This window comes from Armatimonas sp. (assembly GCF_031410135.1).
GTDB lineage: Bacteria > Armatimonadota > Armatimonadia > Armatimonadales > Armatimonadaceae > Armatimonas.
This window is the reverse complement of sequence record NZ_JANNYP010000243.1, coordinates 1-23,260: the sequence shown is the minus strand read 5'-3', so window position 1 is coordinate 23,260 and position 23,260 is coordinate 1. Positions and strand designations below refer to the sequence as shown.

Annotated in this window: 22 protein-coding genes and 1 tRNA gene; 6 read left to right on the top strand and 17 right to left on the bottom strand. The window is 58.0% G+C overall.

Annotated features, from left to right (window positions below; genetic code table 11):
* Positions 1-409: 409 nt before the first annotated feature.
* Positions 410-1,702: a WGR domain-containing protein gene (locus tag RMO15_RS08980; protein WP_309710850.1), complete on the top strand. Its 1,293-nt coding sequence runs from the start codon at positions 410-412 to the stop codon at positions 1,700-1,702.
* A gap of 344 nt (positions 1,703-2,046) precedes the next feature.
* Here the strand turns inward: RMO15_RS08980 and RMO15_RS08975 are convergent, their stop codons facing one another.
* From RMO15_RS08975 to RMO15_RS08930, 10 genes are all read right to left on the bottom strand, one after another.
* Positions 2,047-3,171: a tetratricopeptide repeat protein gene (locus RMO15_RS08975; protein WP_309710848.1), complete on the bottom strand. Its 1,125-nt coding sequence runs from the start codon at positions 3,169-3,171 to the stop codon at positions 2,047-2,049.
* Between the two features lie 58 nt (positions 3,172-3,229).
* A complete protein-coding gene (locus tag RMO15_RS08970; RefSeq protein ID WP_309710845.1) occupies positions 3,230-4,126 on the bottom strand; it encodes a hypothetical protein in 897 nt (298 codons plus the stop codon).
* Positions 4,127-4,137: 11 nt separating this feature from the next.
* Positions 4,138-5,418, bottom strand: a complete 1,281-nt coding sequence (locus tag RMO15_RS08965; RefSeq protein ID WP_309710840.1) for an NYN domain-containing protein — start codon at positions 5,416-5,418, stop codon at positions 4,138-4,140.
* A complete protein-coding gene (locus tag RMO15_RS08960) occupies positions 5,415-6,467 on the bottom strand; it encodes a branched-chain amino acid ABC transporter permease (RefSeq protein ID WP_309710835.1) in 1,053 nt (350 codons plus the stop codon). The genes RMO15_RS08965 and RMO15_RS08960 overlap by 4 nt, the downstream gene beginning before the upstream one ends.
* A 2-nt stretch (positions 6,468-6,469) precedes the next feature.
* Complete coding sequence (locus RMO15_RS08955) at positions 6,470-7,429, bottom strand: branched-chain amino acid ABC transporter permease (RefSeq protein WP_309710831.1); 960 nt, start codon at positions 7,427-7,429, stop codon at positions 6,470-6,472.
* Between the two features lie 46 nt (positions 7,430-7,475).
* The gene (locus RMO15_RS08950) at positions 7,476-8,714 is read right to left on the bottom strand and encodes an ABC transporter substrate-binding protein (RefSeq protein WP_309710828.1); all 1,239 of its coding nucleotides are present in this window, start codon (positions 8,712-8,714) and stop codon (positions 7,476-7,478) included.
* A 22-nt stretch (positions 8,715-8,736) separates the two neighbouring features.
* A complete protein-coding gene (locus RMO15_RS08945; protein WP_309710825.1) occupies positions 8,737-9,087 on the bottom strand; it encodes an STAS domain-containing protein in 351 nt (116 codons plus the stop codon).
* Positions 9,075-10,994, bottom strand: a complete 1,920-nt coding sequence (locus tag RMO15_RS08940) for a YfhO family protein (RefSeq protein ID WP_309710822.1) — start codon at positions 10,992-10,994, stop codon at positions 9,075-9,077. The genes RMO15_RS08945 and RMO15_RS08940 overlap by 13 nt, the downstream gene beginning before the upstream one ends.
* Positions 10,991-14,500, bottom strand: a complete 3,510-nt coding sequence (locus tag RMO15_RS08935; protein ID WP_309710820.1) for a zinc-dependent metalloprotease — start codon at positions 14,498-14,500, stop codon at positions 10,991-10,993. Before RMO15_RS08935 ends, RMO15_RS08940 begins: the two co-directional genes overlap by 4 nt.
* Positions 14,501-14,606: 106 nt before the next feature.
* Positions 14,607-14,688, bottom strand: a tRNA-Leu gene (locus tag RMO15_RS08930).
* Between the two features lie 138 nt (positions 14,689-14,826).
* Here RMO15_RS08930 and RMO15_RS08925 point away from each other — a divergent pair.
* The gene (locus RMO15_RS08925) at positions 14,827-15,312 is read left to right on the top strand and encodes a hypothetical protein (RefSeq protein WP_309710817.1); all 486 of its coding nucleotides are present in this window, start codon (positions 14,827-14,829) and stop codon (positions 15,310-15,312) included.
* Here the strand turns inward: RMO15_RS08925 and RMO15_RS08920 are convergent.
* The 7 genes from RMO15_RS08920 to RMO15_RS08890 are packed head-to-tail and all read right to left on the bottom strand — an operon-like array spanning position 15,309 to position 20,614.
* Positions 15,309-15,998, bottom strand: a complete 690-nt coding sequence (locus tag RMO15_RS08920; protein WP_309710815.1) for a matrixin family metalloprotease — start codon at positions 15,996-15,998, stop codon at positions 15,309-15,311. The two genes, RMO15_RS08925 and RMO15_RS08920, sit on opposite strands and share 4 nt — an antisense overlap.
* 29 nt (positions 15,999-16,027) lie before the next feature.
* On the bottom strand, positions 16,028-16,753 hold the full coding sequence (locus RMO15_RS08915) for a C4-type zinc ribbon domain-containing protein (RefSeq protein ID WP_309710812.1): 726 nt from the start codon (positions 16,751-16,753) through the stop codon (positions 16,028-16,030).
* Positions 16,750-17,625, bottom strand: a complete 876-nt coding sequence (locus RMO15_RS08910) for a hypothetical protein (protein ID WP_309710810.1) — start codon at positions 17,623-17,625, stop codon at positions 16,750-16,752. The genes RMO15_RS08915 and RMO15_RS08910 overlap by 4 nt, the downstream gene beginning before the upstream one ends.
* A gap of 3 nt (positions 17,626-17,628) precedes the next feature.
* Complete coding sequence (locus tag RMO15_RS08905) at positions 17,629-18,306, bottom strand: glycosyltransferase family 2 protein (RefSeq protein ID WP_309710808.1); 678 nt, start codon at positions 18,304-18,306, stop codon at positions 17,629-17,631.
* Between the two features lie 16 nt (positions 18,307-18,322).
* Positions 18,323-19,078, bottom strand: a complete 756-nt coding sequence (locus RMO15_RS08900) for a M48 family metallopeptidase (RefSeq protein ID WP_309710805.1) — start codon at positions 19,076-19,078, stop codon at positions 18,323-18,325.
* Positions 19,075-19,488 carry a hypothetical protein gene (locus RMO15_RS08895; RefSeq protein WP_309710802.1) on the bottom strand — a complete coding sequence of 138 codons (414 nt, stop codon included), beginning with the start codon at positions 19,486-19,488 and terminating at the stop codon, positions 19,075-19,077. The genes RMO15_RS08900 and RMO15_RS08895 overlap by 4 nt, the downstream gene beginning before the upstream one ends.
* On the bottom strand, positions 19,475-20,614 hold the full coding sequence (locus tag RMO15_RS08890) for a GNAT family N-acetyltransferase (RefSeq protein WP_309710799.1): 1,140 nt from the start codon (positions 20,612-20,614) through the stop codon (positions 19,475-19,477). The genes RMO15_RS08895 and RMO15_RS08890 overlap by 14 nt, the downstream gene beginning before the upstream one ends.
* A 79-nt stretch (positions 20,615-20,693) precedes the next feature.
* Here RMO15_RS08890 and RMO15_RS08885 point away from each other — a divergent pair, with 79 nt between their 5' ends.
* From RMO15_RS08885 to RMO15_RS08870, 4 genes are all read left to right on the top strand, one after another.
* Positions 20,694-21,149 (top strand): Rrf2 family transcriptional regulator, encoded by a 456-nt coding sequence (locus RMO15_RS08885; protein ID WP_309710796.1) that lies wholly within the window; start codon positions 20,694-20,696, stop codon positions 21,147-21,149.
* A 15-nt stretch (positions 21,150-21,164) separates the two neighbouring features.
* Positions 21,165-22,127, top strand: coding sequence for a cysteine synthase A (gene cysK / locus RMO15_RS08880; protein WP_309710794.1), 963 nt, complete (start codon positions 21,165-21,167; stop codon positions 22,125-22,127).
* A gap of 78 nt (positions 22,128-22,205) precedes the next feature.
* Positions 22,206-22,595: a response regulator transcription factor gene (locus RMO15_RS08875; RefSeq protein ID WP_309710791.1), complete on the top strand. Its 390-nt coding sequence runs from the start codon at positions 22,206-22,208 to the stop codon at positions 22,593-22,595.
* Positions 22,596-22,692: 97 nt separating this feature from the next.
* Positions 22,693-23,260 (top strand): hypothetical protein (locus RMO15_RS08870; protein WP_309710786.1); only part of this gene is annotated, 568 nt, incomplete at its 3' end.

The window sequence follows — 23,260 nt, the reverse complement described above, 5'->3', positions numbered from 1 at the left end:
TGGAACGACCAAAACCAAGAACGACCAGATACCCAACCAGAAACGGAAACGAAGAACGAGGCGGCTTCGCCGCCGGGGAAACCCACAACGACCAACGAAGACTAACTCACTCGATGGACCAAATCAGGGGTACAGGCCAGCACTACGGTTCCCACCGACCACTCTTTATCGAAGCTATAGCGCTTATACTCAACCTTATCCCCAGGTTTAAACGGGGGCTCTTGTCGTCGTTTCACCAGTATTTCCTAACCTTTCCTTGTCAGAACATAGTGACAAAACAGTATTCCTGACATAGGCTCAGAGTGCAAGTTCTTCGCGTTCCCCGTTTCCGCCTCGCACCTTGTCAGGGGAGTCTGAGAGTGAAGCCGCCCACCACGGGGCGAGAGATATTAGCGAGGTGAAGTGAGACATGGCAACGGTAAGCGTGGTCAAAGAAGCACGGTATGTGCTGACCAATATTGAGGGCAACAACAACAAGTTCTGGAACATCAAGCTCCTCTCCGACGGTTCCTGTGAGACGCACTGGGGACGGGTCGGTGAGGACGGGCAACGCAAGGTATTTCCTAGCTACAGCGAGTACCAAGTAGACGCCAAGTGCCGCGAAAAAGCGGGCAAGGGCTATCGCCCGCAGAAGACGCTGGCCAACACAACAAATAATAGCAACCTTCAGGGGGAGACACTGGCAAAAGTGGCGGCGGAACAGATCATCACCAGCTCCCCAGAAACCCAGGCGCTCGTGCAGTATCTAGCGCGGGTCAATGTCCACCGGATTCTGGAAGCGACCACGATGACCTACGACGAGAGCCGGGGGACGTTCTCCACGCCTCTGGGAGTCGTCACCCAAGACGCGCTCACCGAGGCGCGGACACTTCTCAGTACCATCGGGCGGTTTGTGGCGGCAAGCGACTGGAGCAATACCTGCTTCATTCCCACCCTCAATGACTACTTGATGCTGATCCCGCAGAACATCGGACGAAGCAAACCTGATCCCAAGGTACTCTTCCCCGATGTCGAGGCCATCCAGAAACAAAATGGGATTCTCGATGCGCTCGAAGCCAGTCTGGAGATGATCCTCAAGGCCGATAAAGACAGCGCAAAAGAGGCCGCCCCGGCTCCCAAGCTCTTTGAGGCGCGGCTGGAACTGGTCACGGATCAAAAAGAGATCGAGCGCATCCGGCGCAAGTACCGCAGCACCCAGAAAGCGATGCACGCCTGCGCTCACTTAGACGTGAAGCGGGTCTTTAAAATCGAGATCGCCGCCATGAGCCAGAAATTTGAGGCTCACGGCAAGAAGATCGGCAATGTACAGGAGCTCTGGCACGGGACACAGGCCAGCAACTTGCTCTCTATCTTGCGGAGCGGCTTTGTCATCGCCCCGGCAACCGCAGCGCACTGCTGTGGACGTGCCTTTGGCAATGGCATCTACTTCTCCGACCAGAGCACAAAATCGCTGAACTACGCCTACGGCTACTGGCGCGGCCAGAGCTCGGACAACTGCTTTATGTTTTTGTGCGATGTCGCGATGGGCAAGATGTTCCGCCCGCAGCAAGCCAACTCGGCGCTTGATCCCCGTAAAGACGGCTACAACTCCACATTTGCGGAGGCGGGGAAGTGCACTGTCGCCAATAATGAGATGATTGTCTACGATACCCACCAGATCTGCCCGCGCTTTCTGGTGGAGTTTGGGGAGGTGAGCAAGTGAGCCTCCTCAATGTCTTCCTACGCGCCGAGATGGAGGCGGAGGTGCGCCGCCGCATGGCCAACCACGCTGCGTTCACTGCCTTTGATATCAGCCGCGCCGTGCAAGCCAGCGGCGTCCGCGAGCGCCACTCCCAGCTCAAGAGCGCCGTTCATGACCTCTACGAGCGCGGCGGAATGCCCGGCTACTCGCGCAGAGTCGTCACGCTCCACAGTGGCGAGTGCCCGTTCCTCTACTCGCCCCGCACACTGCAAGCAACTCGTTTCGCCACGGCCCGCAACGCCCGCCGCCAAACCTCACCCACCGTCCACAACGTAGGGCACGGTGACCGCACAAGCCCATTGAGCCTATCGCCCCAAGAGTACCTCCGAAAGCTCTGGGAGGTTGGCTGCATCGGGATGACCAGCGGCTACGGCTTGTGCGATATTGGGTGCCAGTGCGAGATGCCAGTCCGGAGGAAAGAGAATCCCCTGATCCACAAATTGCCGTATCTCACGCAGCCCCTGAAGCTGGCTCGTGCGAGAGAACGCATGGAAGAACTGATAGGTACGCAGGATCAACAAACGCTGACCGGTAAAGTTCAGGAGCCGGGTGCTGGCTAAAAGACGCAGTCCATCTTGCCGGGCCTTTTGCTCCCCAATCGCCAGCAGAGACGCCGCCTGAAACACAAGAAAGAGAGGCTCTTGTTGCCCCATCAGACGGTCGGCACGCGAAAATCCCTCGGCGGCTTCGGCATATCTCCCCAGTGCATGGAGCACAAAGCTGCGCACACTGTGGGCGGCAACTAAGTTCGGCTCGTGCACAAGCGCCCACTCGCAAGCAACGAGGGCTTCCTCGTATTTTTTCAGAGTGAGTAGTAGCTCGGCGCGATTACTATGCAGAAGAGCGCTATCAGGCTCCAAGCCAAGGGCACGGTCGTAGGTAAGAAGTGCCTCGTCGTAGCGCCCCAGTCCACGGAGCGCAACAGCCCGATTGCTCTGCGCACTCACGTTTTGGGGATTCAGCCAGAGAGCTTCGTCGCAAGAAGTCAGTGCCTCGACAAAGCGCCCCTGAGTCAGAAGCGAAAAACCAAGATTGTTAAAGGCCGTGTCGCTGGCCGGATCAAGCCGGATCGCCTCCTCGAAGACGGCCAGCGCCTCGTCGTCGGCGACAACCTCCTCAGGGTCACGGGTGAGAAACTCGTGCTCCAAAGTGGCGAGGACGTGAGTGAGCTGCGATACAGGCGCTTCTAGGGTCAGCCCTTGTTCCGTAAGCCCCGTGAGAAGGGCCAGGATGGTTGCAAGATCCGGTAGGCGCTCTTCAATCCAAACCAAGAGCCAGGCTTGGGCCGGTGAGAGCGCAGTCTCCCCTTCCTGCCACCCAAGCTGCTCGTCAACAACCTGGTCGAGCTTTTGGAGACGCACCGTGAAGGCATAGCGCTCCGCACGGCGCTCCGGGGGCGGAAGGTGCTGCTCCAGTCGAGTGCGGAGCATGCTTGGCTTCTCTGTCAATCTATCCATAGAGTTCAGAGGAGAACACGAAACGTGCCAGCTAGAGTTCTGTCAGCTCTTCCGGGCGGGGAGGGCTCGTGACAAGCTGCTCCGCCTGTGCCTGCGCCGCCGCTTCGCTCTCCTGGTGTACCTGCCGAATCTCATCGGCGGTCATCTGACGGCCTTTTTGATAGTAAAAAAGCGCGGCCTTTCCGACCGTGATCGTACCGGAGTAGGCAATGGCGGTCTTAGCAGCAACCCCCACACCGGCGGGAATCATGCCAACAATCTCGCGCGCTAGCAAGCGCCAGCCCATCGCCCCTGCGACTGTGCCAAGCACCTCACGGACTTGCTTGGTGTAGCCCGGCGGATGACCGTGTGCAGCAGCAAGCCGCATCACCAGCATTGCCTGATTTTTCGTGAGAACCAGAACGTCCATCGCCGAGGATGCGGGTAAGAACGGCAGCGTGATCGGAAGAATCCCTGGCAGAGCCGAGAGAAAGGCAAAGCGCGCATTGGTCTCGCTGGCCCGAAGGATCAGCCGCTTGCAGGCCATGGGGCGGATTCCTGGCAGATACCGCGCAAAGGCGATGCATAGATCAGGCTTCATCTGGGCAACCCACTCCAGTGCTTGCTGCTGTGTGCCCACAAAAGGCAGCCCATTGGGGCCACGGACCCCGACGGGCTCACCAGCAGCCCCAAGGTAGAACGTCGCCGCACAGCCCGCCGAAGTCCCCTCATCAGGAGCACTAGGCAGCTCTAAAAGACGAACGCCGCCGTCTTCTCGCTCCACGCGACTGGCACTCTCCGGTAGTAGGAGCTGGCGGAAAGCGGCCCGCTCCGCCTCATCGCCGACCAGAGCCAGCCGGTAGTCCCGGGTCATCTCCTCGCGGATGACGCGAGGAGAGACTTCACTAACGGTTCTCCAGAAGCTCCAGGCCTGGTTGGCAATACTCATACGGCTACTCCTTAGCCGCCCCCAACCCGCCCAACCGTGGTGTAGTCGGGCGCGGAGACGATCTCAATTAGCTCCTTGACACTTTCTAGTGCTTCTGGGTTACCATCATAGAGCCAGGCATTAAGCGCCTCCGCATCAATTTCTTCCCGATCTCGCTCCCAGAGCTTGCGGGCGATCCCCTGCTCGGTCTTTTCGATCAGGTCATCGGCGCTCAGCACATCGGTCTGTAGCCGCGTCAGGCGATCCCAGAGCTGCTTGGTCTCCGCTTCCTCACTCCGGTCAAAGTCAAAGCACCAGGTGTAGAATAAGTGATAAACGGCCGAGTTTACTGAGTCCCAGGACACAGTCGGATGGTGCTCCTCAAACCAGGCATGGAGCCGGTCTTTAGCCTCTTTAAGAGAGACACCACCTTCGGCTTCTGCGTTCTGGAAGATGGTGTAGAGTGCCGTGATGATCTGATGGCGCTCGTCGCAGGCAACGTAGCGGAAGTTGTTCTCGCGTAGCCAGAGACGCATCTTATCCGCGGTAGACGGCGGCGTGTAGGCCACTTTTTCCTCAAGCGAGAGCGAGCCATGCGGTGCCACGGTCACGTCCCCGACGGGTGGCTTGTGGACATCTACCAGCTCCAGGTTCGCCCGGAGAAACTCCAGAAACGAGTTAAAGCCAAGACGGGTCTCATCAAAGAGCGGGTCAAGACGGCGCATCTGAATCTTCAGTGCTGAGCCGGGCACGGAGCGATTCCCCAGTGCTGCCAGGGCACGCATCAGCAGCCCCGTGGGATCTGAGCTTGGCCCTTCCCGCAAGTCATCGTAGAAGACAAAGCGATCACAAGCCTTGATCAGATAGTTAGACGTGTTCGTTCGTACCCCAACTCCCAGAACGTAGAGGCCCAGCTCGCGTAGCTTCATGACCAGAGGCGTAAAGTCGGAGTCTCCCGAGACCACTACCACATGGGTACACTCGGGTTGTCGAAGCACAAACTCGACCACGTCCACGGCCATCCGAATATCGGAGCCATTTTTCCCCTTTTGAGTCAAGGGAAATGTTTGAACCGGCTCAACCGCATTGTCCAATAAATCAGAGCGATAGTCGCGAAAAACACTCCAGTCCGCATAGGCACGCTTTAAAACAATCCGGCCTTGCGTCATCCGAACAATCTCATCTAAGACTAGCTTAAGCTCCACACGATCATTCTCAAAATAATCGTCAACCGATCGCTTAATATTCTCAAAATCTACAAAAACCGCAACACGGTTTTTCTTATCACTCTCAGAAACAAATGGTTTATTCAACCCGTTTCAACCTCCTGTTTTTTCCCAAACCAGCGCTTCAGAGAAAGCTCTCCTCTGCCAAAAATGCCCTGTGGCCGCACCAGCATCATAATCACGAGTAGCAGTGCATAGGCAACAAGACGGTACTTTGTGGACTCAGTTCCCAGCGTGTAGCGCAGAACCTCGGGGAGCGCGGTCAAAACGACCGCCGCTAGCGCTGCGCCCGTGATTGAGCCTAGCCCTCCCAGAACTACCATTGTCACAAAATCAAACGAGCGGATAAAACCAAACGATGTGATGAGAATCGTGCGCTCGTAGTGGGCAAAGAGCGCTCCTGCCACGCCTGCGAAAAACGCTCCCAGCACGAAGGCTTTCACTTTTACGACGGTGGTATTGACTCCCATCGCCTGCGCCGCGATCTCGTCCTCACGCACGGAGAGATACGAGAGCCCATGCACCGAGAACCGTAGATTTCGCGATACCAGGATCACCACCAGAACCGTTCCGTAGACCCAGAAAAAGTTAGTCAGCGCCGGAACCTGTACCCCCGATTTGAGATCTCCCGAGAAGCCACGCGGCCCCCCGACCACATCCAGGTTCTCCACCACGACCCGGATAATCTCTCCAAAACCCAGCGTCACAATGGCGAGATAGTCGCCGCGCAGCCGCAGGCTGGGCAGGCCGACGATATAACCGATTCCCGCCGCCGCAAGCCCCCCCACCAGCATCGAGAGCAGCATCGCGGGGCCACCCGAGAGTAGGGAATAGAGCGGTGAGGAAAAGTCCCCGTTTTTTGGCACAAAGGGAAAGAGCTTGTCGTGGCCATAGACCGTCAGCGAGGCCGCGACATAGGCTCCCACAGCTTGGAAACCGGCATGTCCAATCGAGAACTGCCCCGTGAAGCCATTTATCAGGTTCAGTGAGACCGCCATGATGATTGCGATCCCGCAGAGCATCACCACACGGTAGACCACATCCTGAAGGTAGAGCGGAAAGAGCATCGAGCCAGCCAGAAGCCCGATCAAGGCCACAGCGCTCCAGCCCAGGCGCGTTAAGATCTTCTTCTGCATGGCTAGACTTTCTCCGGTGTGTTCTTACCCAGGAGTCCCGCAGGTCGAACCAGGAGCACCACGATCAGAATCACAAAGGCCAGTGCATCCACCCAGCGCGACGGGTCAAAGTCATACGAGCCGATCTTGATATGCGGTGCGCCTTTCACGAAAGACTCAGAGAGCCCCATGAGTAGCCCACCGAGCATCGCACCGGGAATCGAGCCAATCCCACCGACCACGGCGGCGACAAAGGCTTTAATGCCCATCTGGACCCCCATCAAGGGCAGGATGCTCTTAAATGTCAGGGCACCAAAGAGCACGCCACCCGCGGCGGCCAGAGCCGCCCCCAGTGCAAACGTGAACGAGATCACCGCGTCGGTGTTGATTCCCATCAGAGCTGCGGCGTCAAAGTCGTGGCTGACGGCACGCATCGCCTTGCCCATCTTGGTGCGCTGGACAATAAACCAGAGGATCGCCATGAGCACAAACGCCGTAATCACCAGCACGAGCTGGTTCTGGGAGATGGTTAGATTGCCTAGGTGCAGCGTCGCCTCAGGACCACTGGGGAGAATCTCCGGGTAGAACTTTGGATCCACGCCAAAGACAAAGGGAAGCTGAGCAGCCCCTTCCAGAAAGAGTGAGATTCCGATGGCGGTGATGAGTGCCGTCAGACGTGGCGCACGGCGCAGAGGTCGGTAGGCCAGCCGCTCGATAAGCAAACCCAGCACCACACAGACCGTCATGGAGATCAGCAAGACCGGCAGGAGCTGTAATAGCCCCCCCAAGAGGGTCACCTGCTGCTTGACTTTTAGCCAGCGGGACGCAAAGTAGCCGACATAGGCCCCGACCATGAAAACATCGCTGTGAGCGAAGTTAATGAGCCGGAGGACGCCGTAGACCATGGTATAGCCCAGTGCGATCAGCACGTAGATGCTTCCCAGCTGGATGCCATTGATAGTGTTCTGAAGAAATTGATCCATAAAAGGCAAAATCCCACGCAAGCGCTAGCTCACGTGGGATGGAAGGTTAGTTGGGAGCGATTGTCTTGACGTAAGCAAACTCGGCACCCTTGATCTGCAAAACCACCGCGCTCTTGGTCGCGTTGCGGTTCGCATCAATAGTGATCTTACCGGTCACGGCCTCGTAGTCTTTGGTTTGGGCGAGGGCATCGCGCACTTTCTTACGATCCGTCGAGCCCGCACGCTTGATGGCATCGGCGAGGATCATCATGGCATCGTAGCCCTGGGCAACGAGGCTCGCGGGAGCCTTGCCGTTTTTCGCACTAAACGCCTTGACAAAGTCCTGGACTTTCTGCTCCTTGGAGTCCTTGGAGTAGTGGGTCGAGAAGTAGGCACCTTCCAGTGCTTTTCCAGGGCCACCCGCGCCCTCGACCAGCTTCTCAGAGTCCCAGCCATCGCCGCCCATGAGCGGAGCCTCGATGCCGAGCTCTTTTGCCTGCCGTGCAATCGTCCCGACCTCGTTGTAGTAACCGGGAATGAAAATCCCATCGGCACCTGCTGCCTTGATCTGACCAAGCTGGCTTCGGAAGTCGGAGTCTTTGGCGTTGTAGGAAACATCTACCGCAATCGCTCCGCCCATCTTGGCAAACTCCTCTTTGAAGACATCGGCCAGCCCGACGGAGTAGTCCTGCGAGGGGTCGCGCATGATAGCGACCTTCTTGAGTTTGAGCTCCTCGCTGGCGAACTTGGCCATTACGAAGCCCTGGAAGGGGTCAATAAAGCACACACGGAAGATAAAATCGCCGACTTTGGTCACTTCCGGATTGGTGGAGCTGGGCGAGATCATTGGGATGCCCGCGCGCTGGAACTCAGGAGCCGCGGTCTTGGAGCGACTAGAGGCAACCTCGCCAATCACTGCCACAACTTTAGCATCCGAGGCGAACTTGACCGCGATTGTCTTGGCTTCATCGGCTTTGCTCTGGTCGTCCTGTGTCTCCACCTCGACCTTCATCTTCTTGCCGCCAACCTCAATTCCCCCCGCCGCATTGAGCTCATCCACCGCAAAGGTCAGTCCCGCATTGGACTCTACCCCAAAGGTCGAGGTCTCCCCGGTTAGCGAGGCGTACTGCCCCACTTTGATCGTGTCGCCGCTGGTGTCCTGAGCTGCCGCCGTAGTTGACGTCCCGGTGCCCGCGTCGCCGCCCGTTTTGTTTGCATTGGGATCTTTACAGCCCACCAGGTTCAGGGAGAGAACCAGACCAGGAATGAGCGCCTTGAGAAGCGACGCTCGGGAAAATTTATGCATCTTGCTATCCTTCCTAACTTGCCTAACTTGCCGCTGCATCAAGTGCAGCCGCTTCTTCTTCAAAAATGGAAAATACACCCAGCAGTCCGGTGATGGTGAAGGTCCGCTGAACCGCGCTCTCGGACAGAATGACGAGCAGGAGCGCACCGCCTGCGTCAAGAACCTGCTTCCGCGCGGCCACCAGAACCCCAAGCCCCGTTGAGTCTATGTAGGCAACACGCTTCAAGTTTACGACGACGGTCTTTTTCCCCGACGCTAGAAGCTCTTCCAGTTCCGCTTTAACCCGAGGCGCATGGTAGGCATCTAGCTCACCACTCAGCCCCATCACAGGAATTTCTCCCGTGCTTGTTATTTGAATCGTTAGCTCCGCCACACGCGTTTCCTTAATGACACCATCATGAATGCCACCAGTATACACCCTGCGCCCCCGGAAAGAAACACCCCAACACGCCAGGAAAGAGGTTCGTAGCGAAAAACGAGACGTTTCGTGCCCGGTGGTACGGAAACTCTCATGAAAATCGGCGGGGCGGACGTAATGCTCAGGGGCGTCCCATCCGCCCACGCTCGCCAGCCGGAAGCAAAGCTCTCTCGCACGATGACTTCGGCAGGTTCGGAGCTTTCCGGTGCGAGAACCCACTCGCCGGGACGGGAGGCAACCACTCTCTCACCCGCCATTTGGATTAGGGGCGCAGGCTGCGTCAGAGTGTGCTCGCTTTTAATGCCCACGATGCGCTCCACCCCCAGTGCTTCTAGCTGCGCTTGCTGGGTCGAGGTGAGCTTCGCAGGCTCCTCCGGAAGCTCGCCTAGTGCCTTGAGTGCATTAGTCACTTCCCGTCGGGCGACGGGCTCGTAGCCACCCGCCTGCCGCGTGTGGCTCCCGAGCAGCATATTGGGAGTGGGCTGCGCAAAGAGCTTCGTCAGGGAGACCTCGCTGTAGTGCTTGTAGGGCGCGATGTACTTCCAGGCCTCGTAGGGCCGCAGGTGAAAGACTCGCCCGGTGAGTGGCGGCGCTTGGGCAAAACCAGACAACTCGCTGGGATCGCAGGTCGGGTGAAGAGACCGCGCAAAGAAGACCGTGTCGGCGATTGCTAGGAGTACCAGCCCCCACTTGACGGGCTCTTTGACGCGCACCCGCTCCAGCCCCTGTGCGGCCAGCACCGCCAGCGCAAAGGTGCCGAGATAGAGCCAGCGCGCCGGATCATGAAACTGCTTGACACCGGGCAGCACGTAAAACGCCAGCGTGAACAGCCCTGCCCAGCGCCCCAGCGCCAGCCAGAAGCAGATTAGAGCCGCCCCGATCCAGAACTTTAACTCACGGCTCCCACGCCCACAAAAAGCCAGTCCTAGTGGGATCAATCCAATGTAGCAGCAGGGCTCCCAGAAGTTGCCTTTACCCGTCCAGCCGCCTGAAAACGCGGGGTTGCCAAAGGCATTGGGAGCAACCAGCAGCCACAGCTCTTTCCAGGGCAGATAGAAACGGTTTGCCTCACGGAGCCCCAGGTGCGGACGCGTGGAAGTACCGGCGTACTCAATCACAGGCAGGAGTTGCGCCAGTGCCAGACCAAGTCCCAGCAGAGCCGCCAGAGTGAGTGCTCCAAAAACGCCGAGACGCTCACGACGAGGTATGCTCACAAGACGAAAAATCACCCACGCCACGGCCAGATAGAGCTGCATGAGGGTCACTTGCGCATGTGCCGCCAGCAGCGCCAGCCCAACAAACAATCCCAGAGCCGCCACACGTCCCCGCGTGTTTTTCGCCAGCAGCCGCTCAATTCCCCAGAGCAGCCACGGAAGCCAGCTCATTGCCTGAAGCATGTTGGGGAACTGTGCTTTAGAAACAAAGGCCCCTCCGAAAGCAAAGGCAACCGCACCAAGTGTCGCTGCCACGGTTCCCAAGTTACGCGTTCGCAAAAACGCCTGCATTCCCAAGCTAGCCCAGAGCACATGCAGCGCCGTGGAGAGCGCGACAGCCTTCGGAGCGGAGAAGAGCAGAAGCAGAAGCGTAGACGGATAGAGCGGCCAGGTCTGTGGGTTTCCCACAAAGGGCTGGCCGCAGTTGACATACGGGTTCCAGAGCGGGATGCGCCCCGCCAGAAGCTCGTCGCGCAGGAACACAAGCTCGGGAAGAAAATAGAGCGCCAGATCTCCGTAGAAAAAGACTCGTCCCCGAAAAATCACGTCGAAGAAGAGCGCCAGGGTTCCGAAAAACAGAAGAATCCCTCCTCCGGGTGCCCTCAGGGCGTTTGAGAGGAGGGGCTGGGGCAGGCGGAGACGGTTCACTTTCCAGGGCGGCCAAAGAGGAAGCCCATGCCCCCACCGCCGCCGCCACTAATATTGACCTTTGCCTCTAGCTGGCGCTGGACTTTTTCCGCCAGATCGGTGTAGTGCAGGCGGGTGTACTCATCCAGCGATGCAATACTCTGCGCGGTCTTGAGCTTCTCGCGGAGCATCTTGAGCTGCGCGGAAGCCAGCATTCGGCTATCATCGGTGCCGGTGCCACTGGCGAGGCTGATCAGCGACTCAATGTGCTGCCGCTGGAGGTGCCGCCGAGAGAACCCGACGTTAGATTTGGTGACCAGCTCACCCCAGACCGCATCCGAGACCGTCTTGAAGAGGGTCGGGAGGGTCAGTGCCTTCGTCGGGTCTGCCGTTTTATACTCATTGCTAGCCACTTTCGACAGAGTGGTCGTCGAGAGCATGCGCCGCACGACGGCTTTCTGGAGATTGGCAATGTAGTCTCCCACGAAAAACTCAGAGGGGCGCGACTCGGGCGCAGACAGATCCATCGTGAGCTTTTCAAGATAGCCGGGGGGCAGCTTTAGAGCTCCCGGTGCCAAAATATACTTGGCAATCAGGTCCAGGGCACGCTTTTGCTGAGCACCATCTACCGGCTTGAGGTTTGGCTTCTCGCCCACATCGCCCTTGAAGCTACGGCGTACTTGCTGTGCGCCAACGTAGCGGCTCGCTTGCCCGGAGCCTTGCGAGAACATGTCCAAGACCATCTGGACTTGCCGAGAAAACTCAAGATAGCTCTCGCCGGGCTTGACGCGCTTATCGAGCTTACCCATCATCTCCTGGGCCGTCTGCATGACGCGCTCCCAGTAGTCCAGCGGATTGGCGGAGCTATCAAAGCGCGTAATGGTGGGGTCGAAGATATCAGCCTCCCCATCGGTCATGTAGAGCAGGCCAGGCTCGCCGCTCCGCCTCGCAATCTGCTTGAGCATGGGCAGCTCGTCGTTGGGTGTCCGCGCTGCTGGAGCGGGCGTGTAGCCGTACTGAACCGCCCACTGGTCGTAGGTTCCCGGACTCAGCGACCAGAACGGAGATCCCGTCGATTTTAGCGCGGCGATATTGAAGGGCGTGTAGTCCATCAGTGAGGCTGTCAGGGTCTTGCCAAACGGAACCACTTTGGGGTCACCCAGCTGGGCCAGGGTGTACTGGGTCGAAGCAACAAAGTTATGTCGCAGCCCCAGAATATGGCCAAACTCGTGTGCGACGACATCCTGAAGGAACTGCGCGACGTAGTCTTTCTGGCTAATCTTTCCCTCGGCGAGGACATTGACGGCAAGAAGGCCAAACCAGGCATTGCTCTTTGCCAGCTTGCCGTACTCACAGCGACGATTGCTGTCGTGTCGGTGGCCATGTGCTTTCTCTTCTTCCTCGCGCTTCTCGTACTCCGCGATTCGGGTGAAGGCTTGCTCAGGAGCGACGGAGTCTTTGTGCTCCACTTTGGTAACCTGCGCCATTCCCGCATCCACCGTGATACTGGCACTGAGAATCTGCCCCGTGAGCGGGTTGGGTCGCGCCTGGGCAATGGCATAGGCGTCGGCAGGGTTGGGGGAGATGACCCAGCGAATCACGTTGAAGCGCATGTCGGCAGTGTCGGTAGGAACTAGCCCCTTCTTAGCCTCTTCGTCGGTGGGCTTATCGGGCATCTGCTTCACCTGGATCGCGTCTTTGAAGCCCGCTTTCTCCAACGTCGGGTTCCACGAGAGAAGAGCGGCGCGGAAGGCTGGGCGGTACTGCTCGGGGATAGCGTTGTCCAGCCAGAACACAATGGGCTTGACCGGCTCGGAAACAGCGACCTCCGGGTTCTTCTTGCGCAAATCCCAGCGGGTGATAAAGCGCTGGATCTGCTCCAGCTTATCATCGCGCTCCAGGCTCTGGTTGTCTGCCGTAAAGTAGCCAATGCGCGGGTCGTAGAGGCGTGGGATATAGCCGTTGTCCACGGGGAGCGCGGAGAGATTAAACGTCACCTGGACAGGCGCACTTCTCGGGTCGCCCAGGGTCGGCGTGTTTACCAACAGCGGCGAGAGACCGCGCACAAAGTGGTACTGGCTCGTGACCACCAGGTTCTCCGGGAAGTTCTTCACCGAGAGGACATAGGTTTTCTCACGATCCAAGCCCATGCCGCCGCCTGTGGGCCCCGCCAGGAGCCCTGGAATTGGGGGCATGCCAGAGAAGGCAAAGCCAATTCCCAGAAAATCGCTCTTGAAGAACTCAGACAGATCAATCAAGAGGCTCTTGCGATCGGACTGCTTGGCCTCAATCTTAAAGGTCTGAAGGTAGGACATCGGCGGCATGGACCGCTTGAGAGCAAGCGCCGTAGCGGCATCAGGAGCCCCGGTGTAGTTGGTATTGGGCACAGCCAAGTAGATCTTGTCATCGGGGCTTTTGGTGAGCTGGAAGACAAAGTCACTGATCGGATCGCCCGCAATGGCATGACTGGCATCCCCCGTGCTAAAGGTCGCCTGAAGAAGCAAGAGCTTATCGAGCTGATCTTCGCGCACTTCGGCATAGATCGTGTCCTTGCCATTCTCCTCGCGCTTTCGCCAGAGCGTCAGAACGCCAGGGAGCTTGTCGTAGTCCTTCACCGTCTCATCAATGGTCTTGGGCTTGGGCGGCTCAACTTTGGGTGGCTGCGCCTTGATGCTGCTCTGCTCGGCTTTCAGCCCCCCCTGTAGCTTCTTCACTTCGTCGGCGGGGAGTGGGCCACCACTGTCGCGATTGGACTTGAAGCTAGCCGTCACCACCTCATCGTCCCCAAAGGGAATGTTGGTGACCACGATATCAGAGGCCACATCGTCGCCGCTACCGATCTCGATCCAGACAAGCCCCTTGGTCGTGATCGGGCTCTTGCCGGAGTTCTCCGTATACGACACCCCGATCCGGGCACAAAGCGTCCCGTTTTTTTCTTCCAGCGCTTGGAACTCGTACTCACCCTTGGCCTCGATCAGCCCATACGTGGAGTTGGCTTTAAACTCCCGCGTCCACTTCTCTCCCACAGCAACAGGCTTATCCGAAAAGGCAATGGATGTTGCCACGTAGAGGCGCTCATCGCTATGGTCTTCATCTTTTTCGGTCTTGGAGCTTTTATAGCTGACGAGCGTGCCATCGGGCTTGATGGTGAAGGTATCAATGTCTTTGCCCACATCGGGGTCATCGGGGCCTTTTTGACCATTGATAAACTGCTGGAGCGACTCAGTGCGGCTCTCGTAGGTGATCTCTCCACTGGCGGCCACGGCGGTGTAGTTAATCCGATCAAGCTCTTTAACTTCCAGCGTGAGCTTCTGCCCCCCGGGACCGTCTAGGGAGAACGTCGCGGTTGCATTGATCTTCTTGACTTGACTTTGCTGGGCTTTATTGACAAAAAGCACCTTCTGGGCAACGGCAGGAGGTTGAGCGGGGCTCGCGGCGGGAGAGGCGGGTGGCTGTGCCATCGTCGGGACAGCGGGGGTAAGCATCAGCGTAAAAACCAGCGCTGACAGGGGCAACGTGCGATTCAATGAAAAACTCCTCAACAGTTTTAGAGACAGTTTATGATACCTGAGTCTCCCTAATTAAAACGCAAAAGGCTCCTCGAATGTTACGAGGAGCCTCTGCGTTTTTTTATGCCCAAGAAGGGACTTGAACCCTTACCCCTTGCGGGACATGGCCCTCAACCATGCGCGTCTGCCAATTCCGCCACCTAGGCAATTGAGGGACTACCTGACTAGCAGGCGAGACAGATTCTATCGCGCCGTATCTACTCTGTCAAGTATTTGGATATCGCAACTTCTTCAGGACTTCTTCACGTTTGTCGCTCATACTAAAGATCACGGAGGATTCGACAATGACACGAGCACGATGGAATGTAATTGGCGGGATGGCTTTAGGAGCCGCGCTGACAGTCGGTTTTGCGGCGACGATGCAGCAGGCAAACGCCCAAAAAGGCAAGGACACGAGTAATACTTTGGTTGCACAGGAGCTTCCTCAGCCACCTCAAGGTGGTTTTGGCGGTGGTGGCCAAGGCGGCTTCGGTGGCCCTCCCGGCGGCGGCCAAGGCGGCTTTGGCGGTCAGGGAGGCCCTCCCGGCGGAGGGGGTGGCTTTGGAGGCCCTGGTGGTGGACAGGGACGACCAGGAGGCATGGGCGGCATGATGGGAATGATGGGCGGCGGGGGCGCAAGCATTGCGGCTACCGATAAGTACGTCTACATCCTGCGTGGCGACCAGCTTCTGCAGTACTCAGTAGATGGCCTCAAGCTGACGGCAAAAGCAACTCTGCCCCGTCCCGAGGGTGGCCCAGGGGGTCCTGGCGGCCCAGGCGGACGCAACTAGTCGCGCTTCGGAAACGAACAAATGACGGTAGTGACTTGCTCACTACCGTCATTTTCTTTGGGCGAGAGCGCACGGCCACGGCCCGCTAGTAAATTTGAGTAGAGAGTCAAAAATGTATTGCGATCCCGCTCTGTCACAACCAGTGGCAAGTGAGCACGGGGAAACATGAGATCCGCTCTGTCGAGACTATGGCCATCCAAGCCAATCGCATGCCCGAGCTCGTGCGCTAAAACTTGAACCATCAGATCATCGTCTAGGCTCTCGTCCACTTTGATCTGTGCACGGATAATCCCAGAGTCGCTGGTGCGGTAGGTGACCGTCGTCAATCCAATGGTGGTGCTTCCCAGAGAACCCTCTGGAACCGTCTCAACCGAGAGCTCGTAGCTGTTGTCCTTTGAGGCCGTAAAAGTAAAAATCCCGTCGTAGTACGGAGACCAAGCGCTCAGGCCCGCCTCCATGAGAGGAGCCAAGTCGCGCCCCGAGGACGAGCGGAGCTGGTAGCGCAGGGCAAAGCGCGACCACTGCCGTCCCTCGTCAAGCGTGTCAAGGTAGTTGGGCTCAAAGCGCGTGGTTGGCACAGAGAGTGCGGTGGCCGTCGCCGCTCCACCACTACCTGCCCCCGCACACCCCGACAGTGCCCCCAGCAGTGCCAGTATCCCTACTCGAAAAGCCGCATTTTGTCGCATGATCCGCTCCCGAGTTTAGCACATTGCAACTAGTGGGCCGGAGTGAGAATGCGGCCACAGTGCTCACAAAAGACGATACTCTCCCCACGCCGTCCTGCGTCTGCGGCCTGTGTATTAATGCGTGTGTGACAGGCACCACAGGAATCGTCGCTGCCCACCGGAGCGCAGCCGACTCCTTGTTTTTTGCCCCGGATATTTTCGTAGCGTGTGAGAAGCTCCGCACTGCTAACCTCGGCCACTGCGGCAATCCGTGGCGATTTCAGGCTCTCAATCTCTGCCGTCAGCTCTTTGTGCCGGGCTTCGTAGTGGGCACGCACTTTTTTAAACCGGCTCGCCTGAAGAAGCTGCTCTTTCTCTGCGATCTCCGCGAGCGAGACGGCTTCGGCAGCGGCATCCATCGCAAGAAGGACATTTTCTTCTGCAGCATCTTTCTGCCGCACCAGCATGTCCAGCTCTTTTTGCAGGTTCTCCAGCTCCCGCGAGCCCGTCACACTGCCGCTATAGAGGCGCTTCTCCTCATGCTTGCGCTTGGTCTCAATCGTCTCCAGCTTCAGCTCAGTGTCTTTCTGCTCCGACTGGGCTTTTATCGCCAGTGTCCGTAGCGCCTCCGCCTCTTTCTTTTTAGTGTTGTAGACTCCCAGAGCCGCCGAACCATTGTCTGTCGCCGCCAGAGTCGCCTTGGCTTTCTCAATCTGGGAGTCAACTGCCTGCAGTGCCAAAAGGCTCAAAAGATCATCACGAAGAGATTTGCTCACTGGATCAAACCTGTCTCTTGAATTGTGCTGGCCTGGAGGGCACGGGCGAAAAAGCGCTCTAGCTCCTCACGAGTCGCCAGCGCCTCGACACGCTCCCGTAAATCGGGAGAGGGACTCCCGAACTTGACCTGGAGTACTTGAAGCAGCGCTTCACGCTTGCCCTGTAAAAAACCACGCTCCTCGTAGACTGTAACCATTGTCCTTACCTCTACTTCTTGTTGTACCATGCTTGAAAACACCTCCGCTTCTTCGCCTGCGAGAGGCAAATACGACTCCACCACTGTCGAGAGAAGTGCCCTATGTGCATCGTTTCGCGTTGTCCCGACCAGCTGCCTCAGGCAGTCTAGCTTTAAGGCCGGGCGGCTCAGCGCCCCTGACTTCATCAAAGATCGCAGTGCCCCTGCCACCGGTGTGGTCGCGGTGGCATAGTCAGCCGCTTGCAAGTCAGGAAGCCCTATCGCAAGATAGCGAAACTCTTCGATTTGCCGTCCCAAAAGAGACTCGCGATACGTTTCTTCTGTGACTCCCCCTGCCCCCGGAGCAAGATAGAGAACCAGTGGCAAAACAGGCTTTTTATGGCGAATTCTCAGCAGAGAACGATACTCCCAGAGACGATAACCAAAATTGCTGCGTCGCTGCGACTCAATCTCAAAATCCACGATGATAAACTCATCCTGCCCACTTAACGTTTGCACTTCTGCGACGACATCCGCACGCCGCAGCTCACCTTCCGTAAAATCAGGAAAAAGCTCCTGATCCATAAATCGAAGCCTTGTCCAATCAATTTGTCGCGCAATGTCAGGAAAAAACAACCCCATCACATCAGGAAGAAACTCATGAAGAACTTCTTTCCAGAGAGGATCGTGGTTCATAAACTAGGGCTTTCGCTTTCGCTTGGGATTGTAGCGGCGCAGTAAAAACGGCATCATTTGCTGGTACATTCGGCACCGCGCAACAACGCCAGGCAGGAGGCCCAGTTTCCGCTCTTTGGTGGGGTGGGAGACATCTTTCAAGACGACATCGGTCATGGGGAGGCCTTCCCCCATCACAAAATTGGTGATCGCCAGCTCGACCCCGTAGCGGGCATCGGCGAGGCAGGGGACATTGAGAAAGACATCGCGGCGGATGGCACGCTGGCCGGAGATATTGGGAGCTAGGATCTGGGCCAGCGTGGTCCAGAAGTTGCCGCCCCGGAAGACTCCCAGTGCCATGACTTTCTCGCCGCTCCGCACAGGAGCAAGCAGGCGCTCGACATGCGCGACGGTAAGCCCGGTGAGATCGGCATCTAGGAAGAGGAGTATATCTGCTCCCTCAGCCTCATCCGCACCGCGCTGCATGGCCGCCCCTTTGCCCTGGTTGGGGTTCTGCTGAACGACCCGCAGCTTGCCCGTCGCTACCGCAGGATGCTGACTCGCCACCGCAAATGTATCGTCACGGGAGCCATCATCCACCGCCACGATCGCATCTACGGAAGGCGCAGCAGCCAGCGTATCCAGAACGGGTACGATGCGGCGACCTTCGTTGTAGGCCGGAACCACAGCGATAACCCTCACAGTTTCAGGAAACCCTTCACGGAGCCTTATAGGTTCCTTTTTTGAAGTCGGTGGAGCGCTTGGTCGCAGCCTCGACACGCTTGGTGGTCATGGGGTGCGACGAAAGAAACTCGCCGAGTTTGCCTCCCCCATCTCCGCCCGTCTTTGCCCCCATCTTGGTGAAAAAACTCGCCATAGAGTCGGGGTTGTACTTCATGTTCACTAGGTACTTAAAACCAAACTCATCTGCCTGGTTCTCATCACCCCGGGAGAACTTCATCTGCTGAAGACCCGCCGCGATCTCTGCGGCACCTTTAACCGTGTTACCACCTTTGATCAGCGCATCTATAGCCGCCAGCCCAATCATCATGTCCTGGCTCTTCTTCATCTGCTTGACAGAGTGGCGCTTGGTGATATGCGCAATTTCATGGCCCAGAACCGACGCCAGCTCATCATCATTGGCCGCCAGCTTGATCAGCCCCGTGTAGAAGTAGATCGGGCCACCAGGCACGGCAAAGGCATTGATCTGATCGGACTGAATCACTTTAACCGTGTAGGGAACATCCCAGTCTTTTCGGGCGAGAGGGAGAAGCTTAGCGGCTACGCGCTGGACACGGTCGTATTCTGGGCCACGAGTGACAATCGGGCCATCGGGGAGCTTTCTTTCGTACTCCTGCGCGAACTGCTGACCGAGTTCGACCTCTTTTTCCTTAGAAGGGAGACCTCCTCTACAGCCGACACCGGCGAATGCCAGTATAACCAGCGAGCCACTTAACCATTTTTTCGTGTTCATGGTTTCTTTGGTTCTTTCTTTTTCTCGGTCTCCCAGAGGGAACCAACCTGTTTTGATAGGGATTGTACCGTACTTTGTAGCTCTCCGAGTGGGTCGGAGCTCTGCGCACCGGCATAGGCTTTTTGCGCCGTCTCTGCGGCAAGCTTCGTCTCCTTGGCGGCTTCTTCGAGCTTCTGGGCCTTGAGTAAAGCTTGGGCTTTCTCCGCGTGGGCCTTCGATGCCTTGAGGAGCGCAAGCGAGTTTGTCAAGGTTGGCTTATCGGAAAGACCTCCTCCGCCCGCCTTACCCCGCGCGGCTTTAAGCTGGTTGACTTCCGTGCGAAGCTGGCGTACCTGCCAGATATTCCAGGCCAGCGCCGCAGTGAGAGTGAGGAAGAACAACCAGCGCATAAGGGCGCTAAAAAACTTCATTTCCTTGCCTTTGCTCCGCCTTCTCAGGGGACTTTTCTTTGCCTGCACGAGACACAACACCGCCTTGACGAGCATGCATCGCGTGCTTGAGCCTTAGCTCCAAAGACAGCGCAAGACGCCCCGAGGTTGCCAGGAGCTGTGAGAGAGGCTGGCCCGGCTGCGCCAGTGAGAGGCGCTTGTTGTAGCGGTCTTGCGCTCCCCACTTGTACTTATAGCCTTCGTCGCCGCGGAGAAAGTCAAAGGTAGTGGCACCATCCGCCTCAATAGCATGCTGGATCGCGTTGGCCGTTAGGACGGTTCCCGGCGAGAGCTTGGATACTTTAGGATCGAAGCCGCTGAGGTAGTAGTAGGTGGTGCGGCCTTTATGAAAACAGTAGAGCGACGCCACCGCCTTGTCATCCAGCCGGAGCGTGTGCAGGCGAAGGTTCCCCGACTCCAGAAGTGCCCACGCAGCCTCCGTGTGAAAAGCGCGTGCGGCCTGCGAGGCAAAGGCCCCTGGCATCCAGCGCCCCCGCCAGCGGAGCTGGTGGAGCTCAAAAAACGCCCGCATGTCCGCTTTAAAAGACTTGTGTGAGGCGAGGCGAATCTCCAGAGCGTGCTGCTTTTCCATCGAGCGCTCGTAGTAGCCGATATTCTGGCGCAGCTTTTTATTCAGCACTTGCAGGAAGGCTCCGTAGGTTGTCGGGAGCGGCAGATAGGGGCAAGTCTCCCCCGGCCACTGTTGGGTTCCTGTCAGGTGCCGGGCGGTGCTTCCCGGCGCGATCTGCTGAAGATCCGCCCAGAGCCAGCGGTAGGGATTGCTCTGTAGCCACTCCGCAACGACAATCGCGACACCGGTCTCATGGCCGGGTAGCGCGAGAAAATCCAGGTAGTCAGAGCCCCCCGTCCCCACCAGGCGTAGGGTCCCGGCGGCGCGATAAAACGGGGCAAGACCAATCACACCCGCTCCAAACTCGCCCGTTTCCTCACAGAGCAAGGCCATGAGCTTCTTGCCGCGCCGGTTGTGCCGCCACCAAGCCGCGCTCCACTCCCAGGTCTGGAAGACGGTTGCGTTACCTGCCGCCGCCAGCATTTTCCAGTGATTTTCGAGCTGCGCAAAGTCAGAGATACAGTGAATCTTGAGCACGGTGGCTATTGTACCTTGCCAAAAACGGAGTTTCCGGATAATATAAATCCGATCAATTTACTAGAATTAGTCAAGAATTATGACATTCACCTCAAAAGAAGACTATGGCCTCCGTGCCGTTTTAGACCTGGCAGCACAGGGAAATAGTGGGCCAGTGCAGGCGCGGGAGATCGCGGCGCGCCAGCAAATCCCCGAGCCGTTTCTGGAGCAGCTCCTCGCCTTGCTACGCCGCGCGGAAGTAGTGCGCTCCATTCGGGGAGCAGGCGGAGGCTATGTCTTAGCCGACTCTCCCGACCGCGTGACCGTCGGCGCCGTGCTCCGAGCGCTCTCCGGGCCGCTAATTCCGCACGAGCTGATCCAAGGCACTCCCGAAGAGCCCGAGTCTCTCGGTGCGATCCCCGAAGTGCAAGTGGTGCGTGGGGTCTGGCGTGAGCTACGCGCGGCCTTACTCTCTGTTGTAGAGACGGTCACGATCGCCGAGCTTCTGGAGCGTCGCACCGCAACCCATGATGGCTTCTTAGCCATGCATATCTAAGCAATAGGAAAAACTATGAAAATCTACAACAACCCCACTGAGCTGATTGGCAACACGCCGTTGGTGCGCCTCAACCGCGTCACTGAGGGCTCTGTCGCTGAGATTATTGTCAAGCTGGAGTATCTTAACCCCGGCCTCTCCGTCAAAGACCGTATCGGGGTCAATATGATTGAGGCGGCAGAGAAAGCGGGCCGGATCGCGCCGGGCAGAAATGTGATTGTCGAGCCGACCAGTGGCAACACGGGAATCGCGCTGGCGTTTGTGGCGGCGGCCAAGGGCTACGAGATTATCTTGGTGATGCCCGAGACGATGTCCATGGAGCGCCGCTTGCTTCTCAAGGGCTACGGCGCGACTCTGGAGCTGGTGCCCCCAAGCTACGGAATCGGGATGACCGGCGCGATTAAGAAAGCCAATGAGATCGCGGCGCAAGACCCAGAGAAGTATTTTATTCCTCAGCAGTTTGAGAACCCCGCCAACCCGGATATTCACCGGCGCACCACCGCCGAGGAGATCTGGAACGACACCGACGGCACGGTAGACATTCTAGTCTCCGGTGTGGGCACGGGCGGAACCCTCACGGGAGTCGCGGAGGTGATCAAGGCGCGTAAGCCCAGCTTTACCACGGTAGCGGTGGAGCCGACGGCCTCGCAGGTGATCCACCAGACCCTTGCCGGTGAGCCTCTTGCTCCCGCACGTCATGGCATCCAGGGAATCGGGGCGGGCTTTGTTCCAGAGAACCTTCACACCAGTGTCGTGGACGAGACATTTCCGGTCACCAACGAAGAAGCCGTCGCGATGGCCCGTCGGGTGATGCGCGAGGAGGGACTCGCCGTCGGGATTTCGTCGGGAGCGGCGATCCATGCGGCCATTGAGGTGGGCAAGCGCCCCGAGAATGTGGGAAAGCGCATCGTCGTGATCGTCGCCAGCAACGCCGAGCGCTACCTCTCGACGGTTTTGTTTGAAGACCTGCGCTCGTAGACCTGGTAGTAGAGGGAAATATTTAATAGCACGCTTTAGGGGTGTTCAATCGCCCATTTTCGGCGTACACTATCCCTGATGTCTGTGAGTTCCATGCCCGAAGCCCGTCGCATTCTCGTTGTGGACGACGACGAGAAAGTGACGCGGCTTCTGCACGCCAACCTGACCCAGGCGGGCTACGCCGTTCAGACGGCTCTGAACGGCGCGGAGGCCATGCGTCTGCTCATGCAGGCCTCGTTCGATCTCGTGGTCTCCGATGTCGAGATGCCCGAGCTGGATGGCCTGGCGCTGGTGGCACTGGTGCGCGCCGATACGGTGCTCCAGAACCTCCCGGTCGTCCTGCTCAGTGCCCATGACTCGGATGGTGACATGATGAACGGCCTGCTCCAGGGGGCCGACCTCTACCTCACCAAACCCTTCCAGCCCACCGAGCTTCTCACCGCCGTCTCCCGCCTCCTGGGCGAGTGAGCAAAACCTACTCGAACCCACCAGAACCCACCCGGCCACTCGTAAAACTCGCGTCCACCCTCCCTCAGGGCAGGGAGGGTTTGGTACACTGCGACGTATGGGATCGGCAAAGCTAGACGCGGAGGTTATTGCGCAGGAGTGGCGTGGGTACTGGCGCACCGGTATATCGCCGCTGGCAGGCTGGCTCCCCGAACGGGACAAATCCTGGCGTGCGACGACTGCTCCACAACCTCTTCCCGAAGGGCATCTTGCACAAGGCTGGCCGCTGTTTCGAATCTTGCTCTTTGACCCAAGGCTTCGCGAGACACTACTGGCCGTTGTGGGCGCACTGGACTCAGCGGAGCTAGAGGCATGGTGGCTGGAACAGCTCATGGCGAGAGGGAATGAGTTTCTGTGTGATGTCGGTTTGCAGTGTCTTGCCAAGTGCCATACCTGTCACCCAAGCCTCATTGAACCTTTCCTAGAAAACCTTGTGCCATTTACGAGCCGGTCACGGTTACGGGGATTGGGATCCTCACCGGGTTTAGGTTTCTTGGGCAAGGTACGTGAGTCGCCAAACTACCAGGCTGGGGCTTTTTGCCCATCGCACCGGAAAGGTATAGTTGGGCGTTTCCCCACCCCTTGCGGTGACGGAAATCAGGTGATTTCCGTTGATCACAGATGGT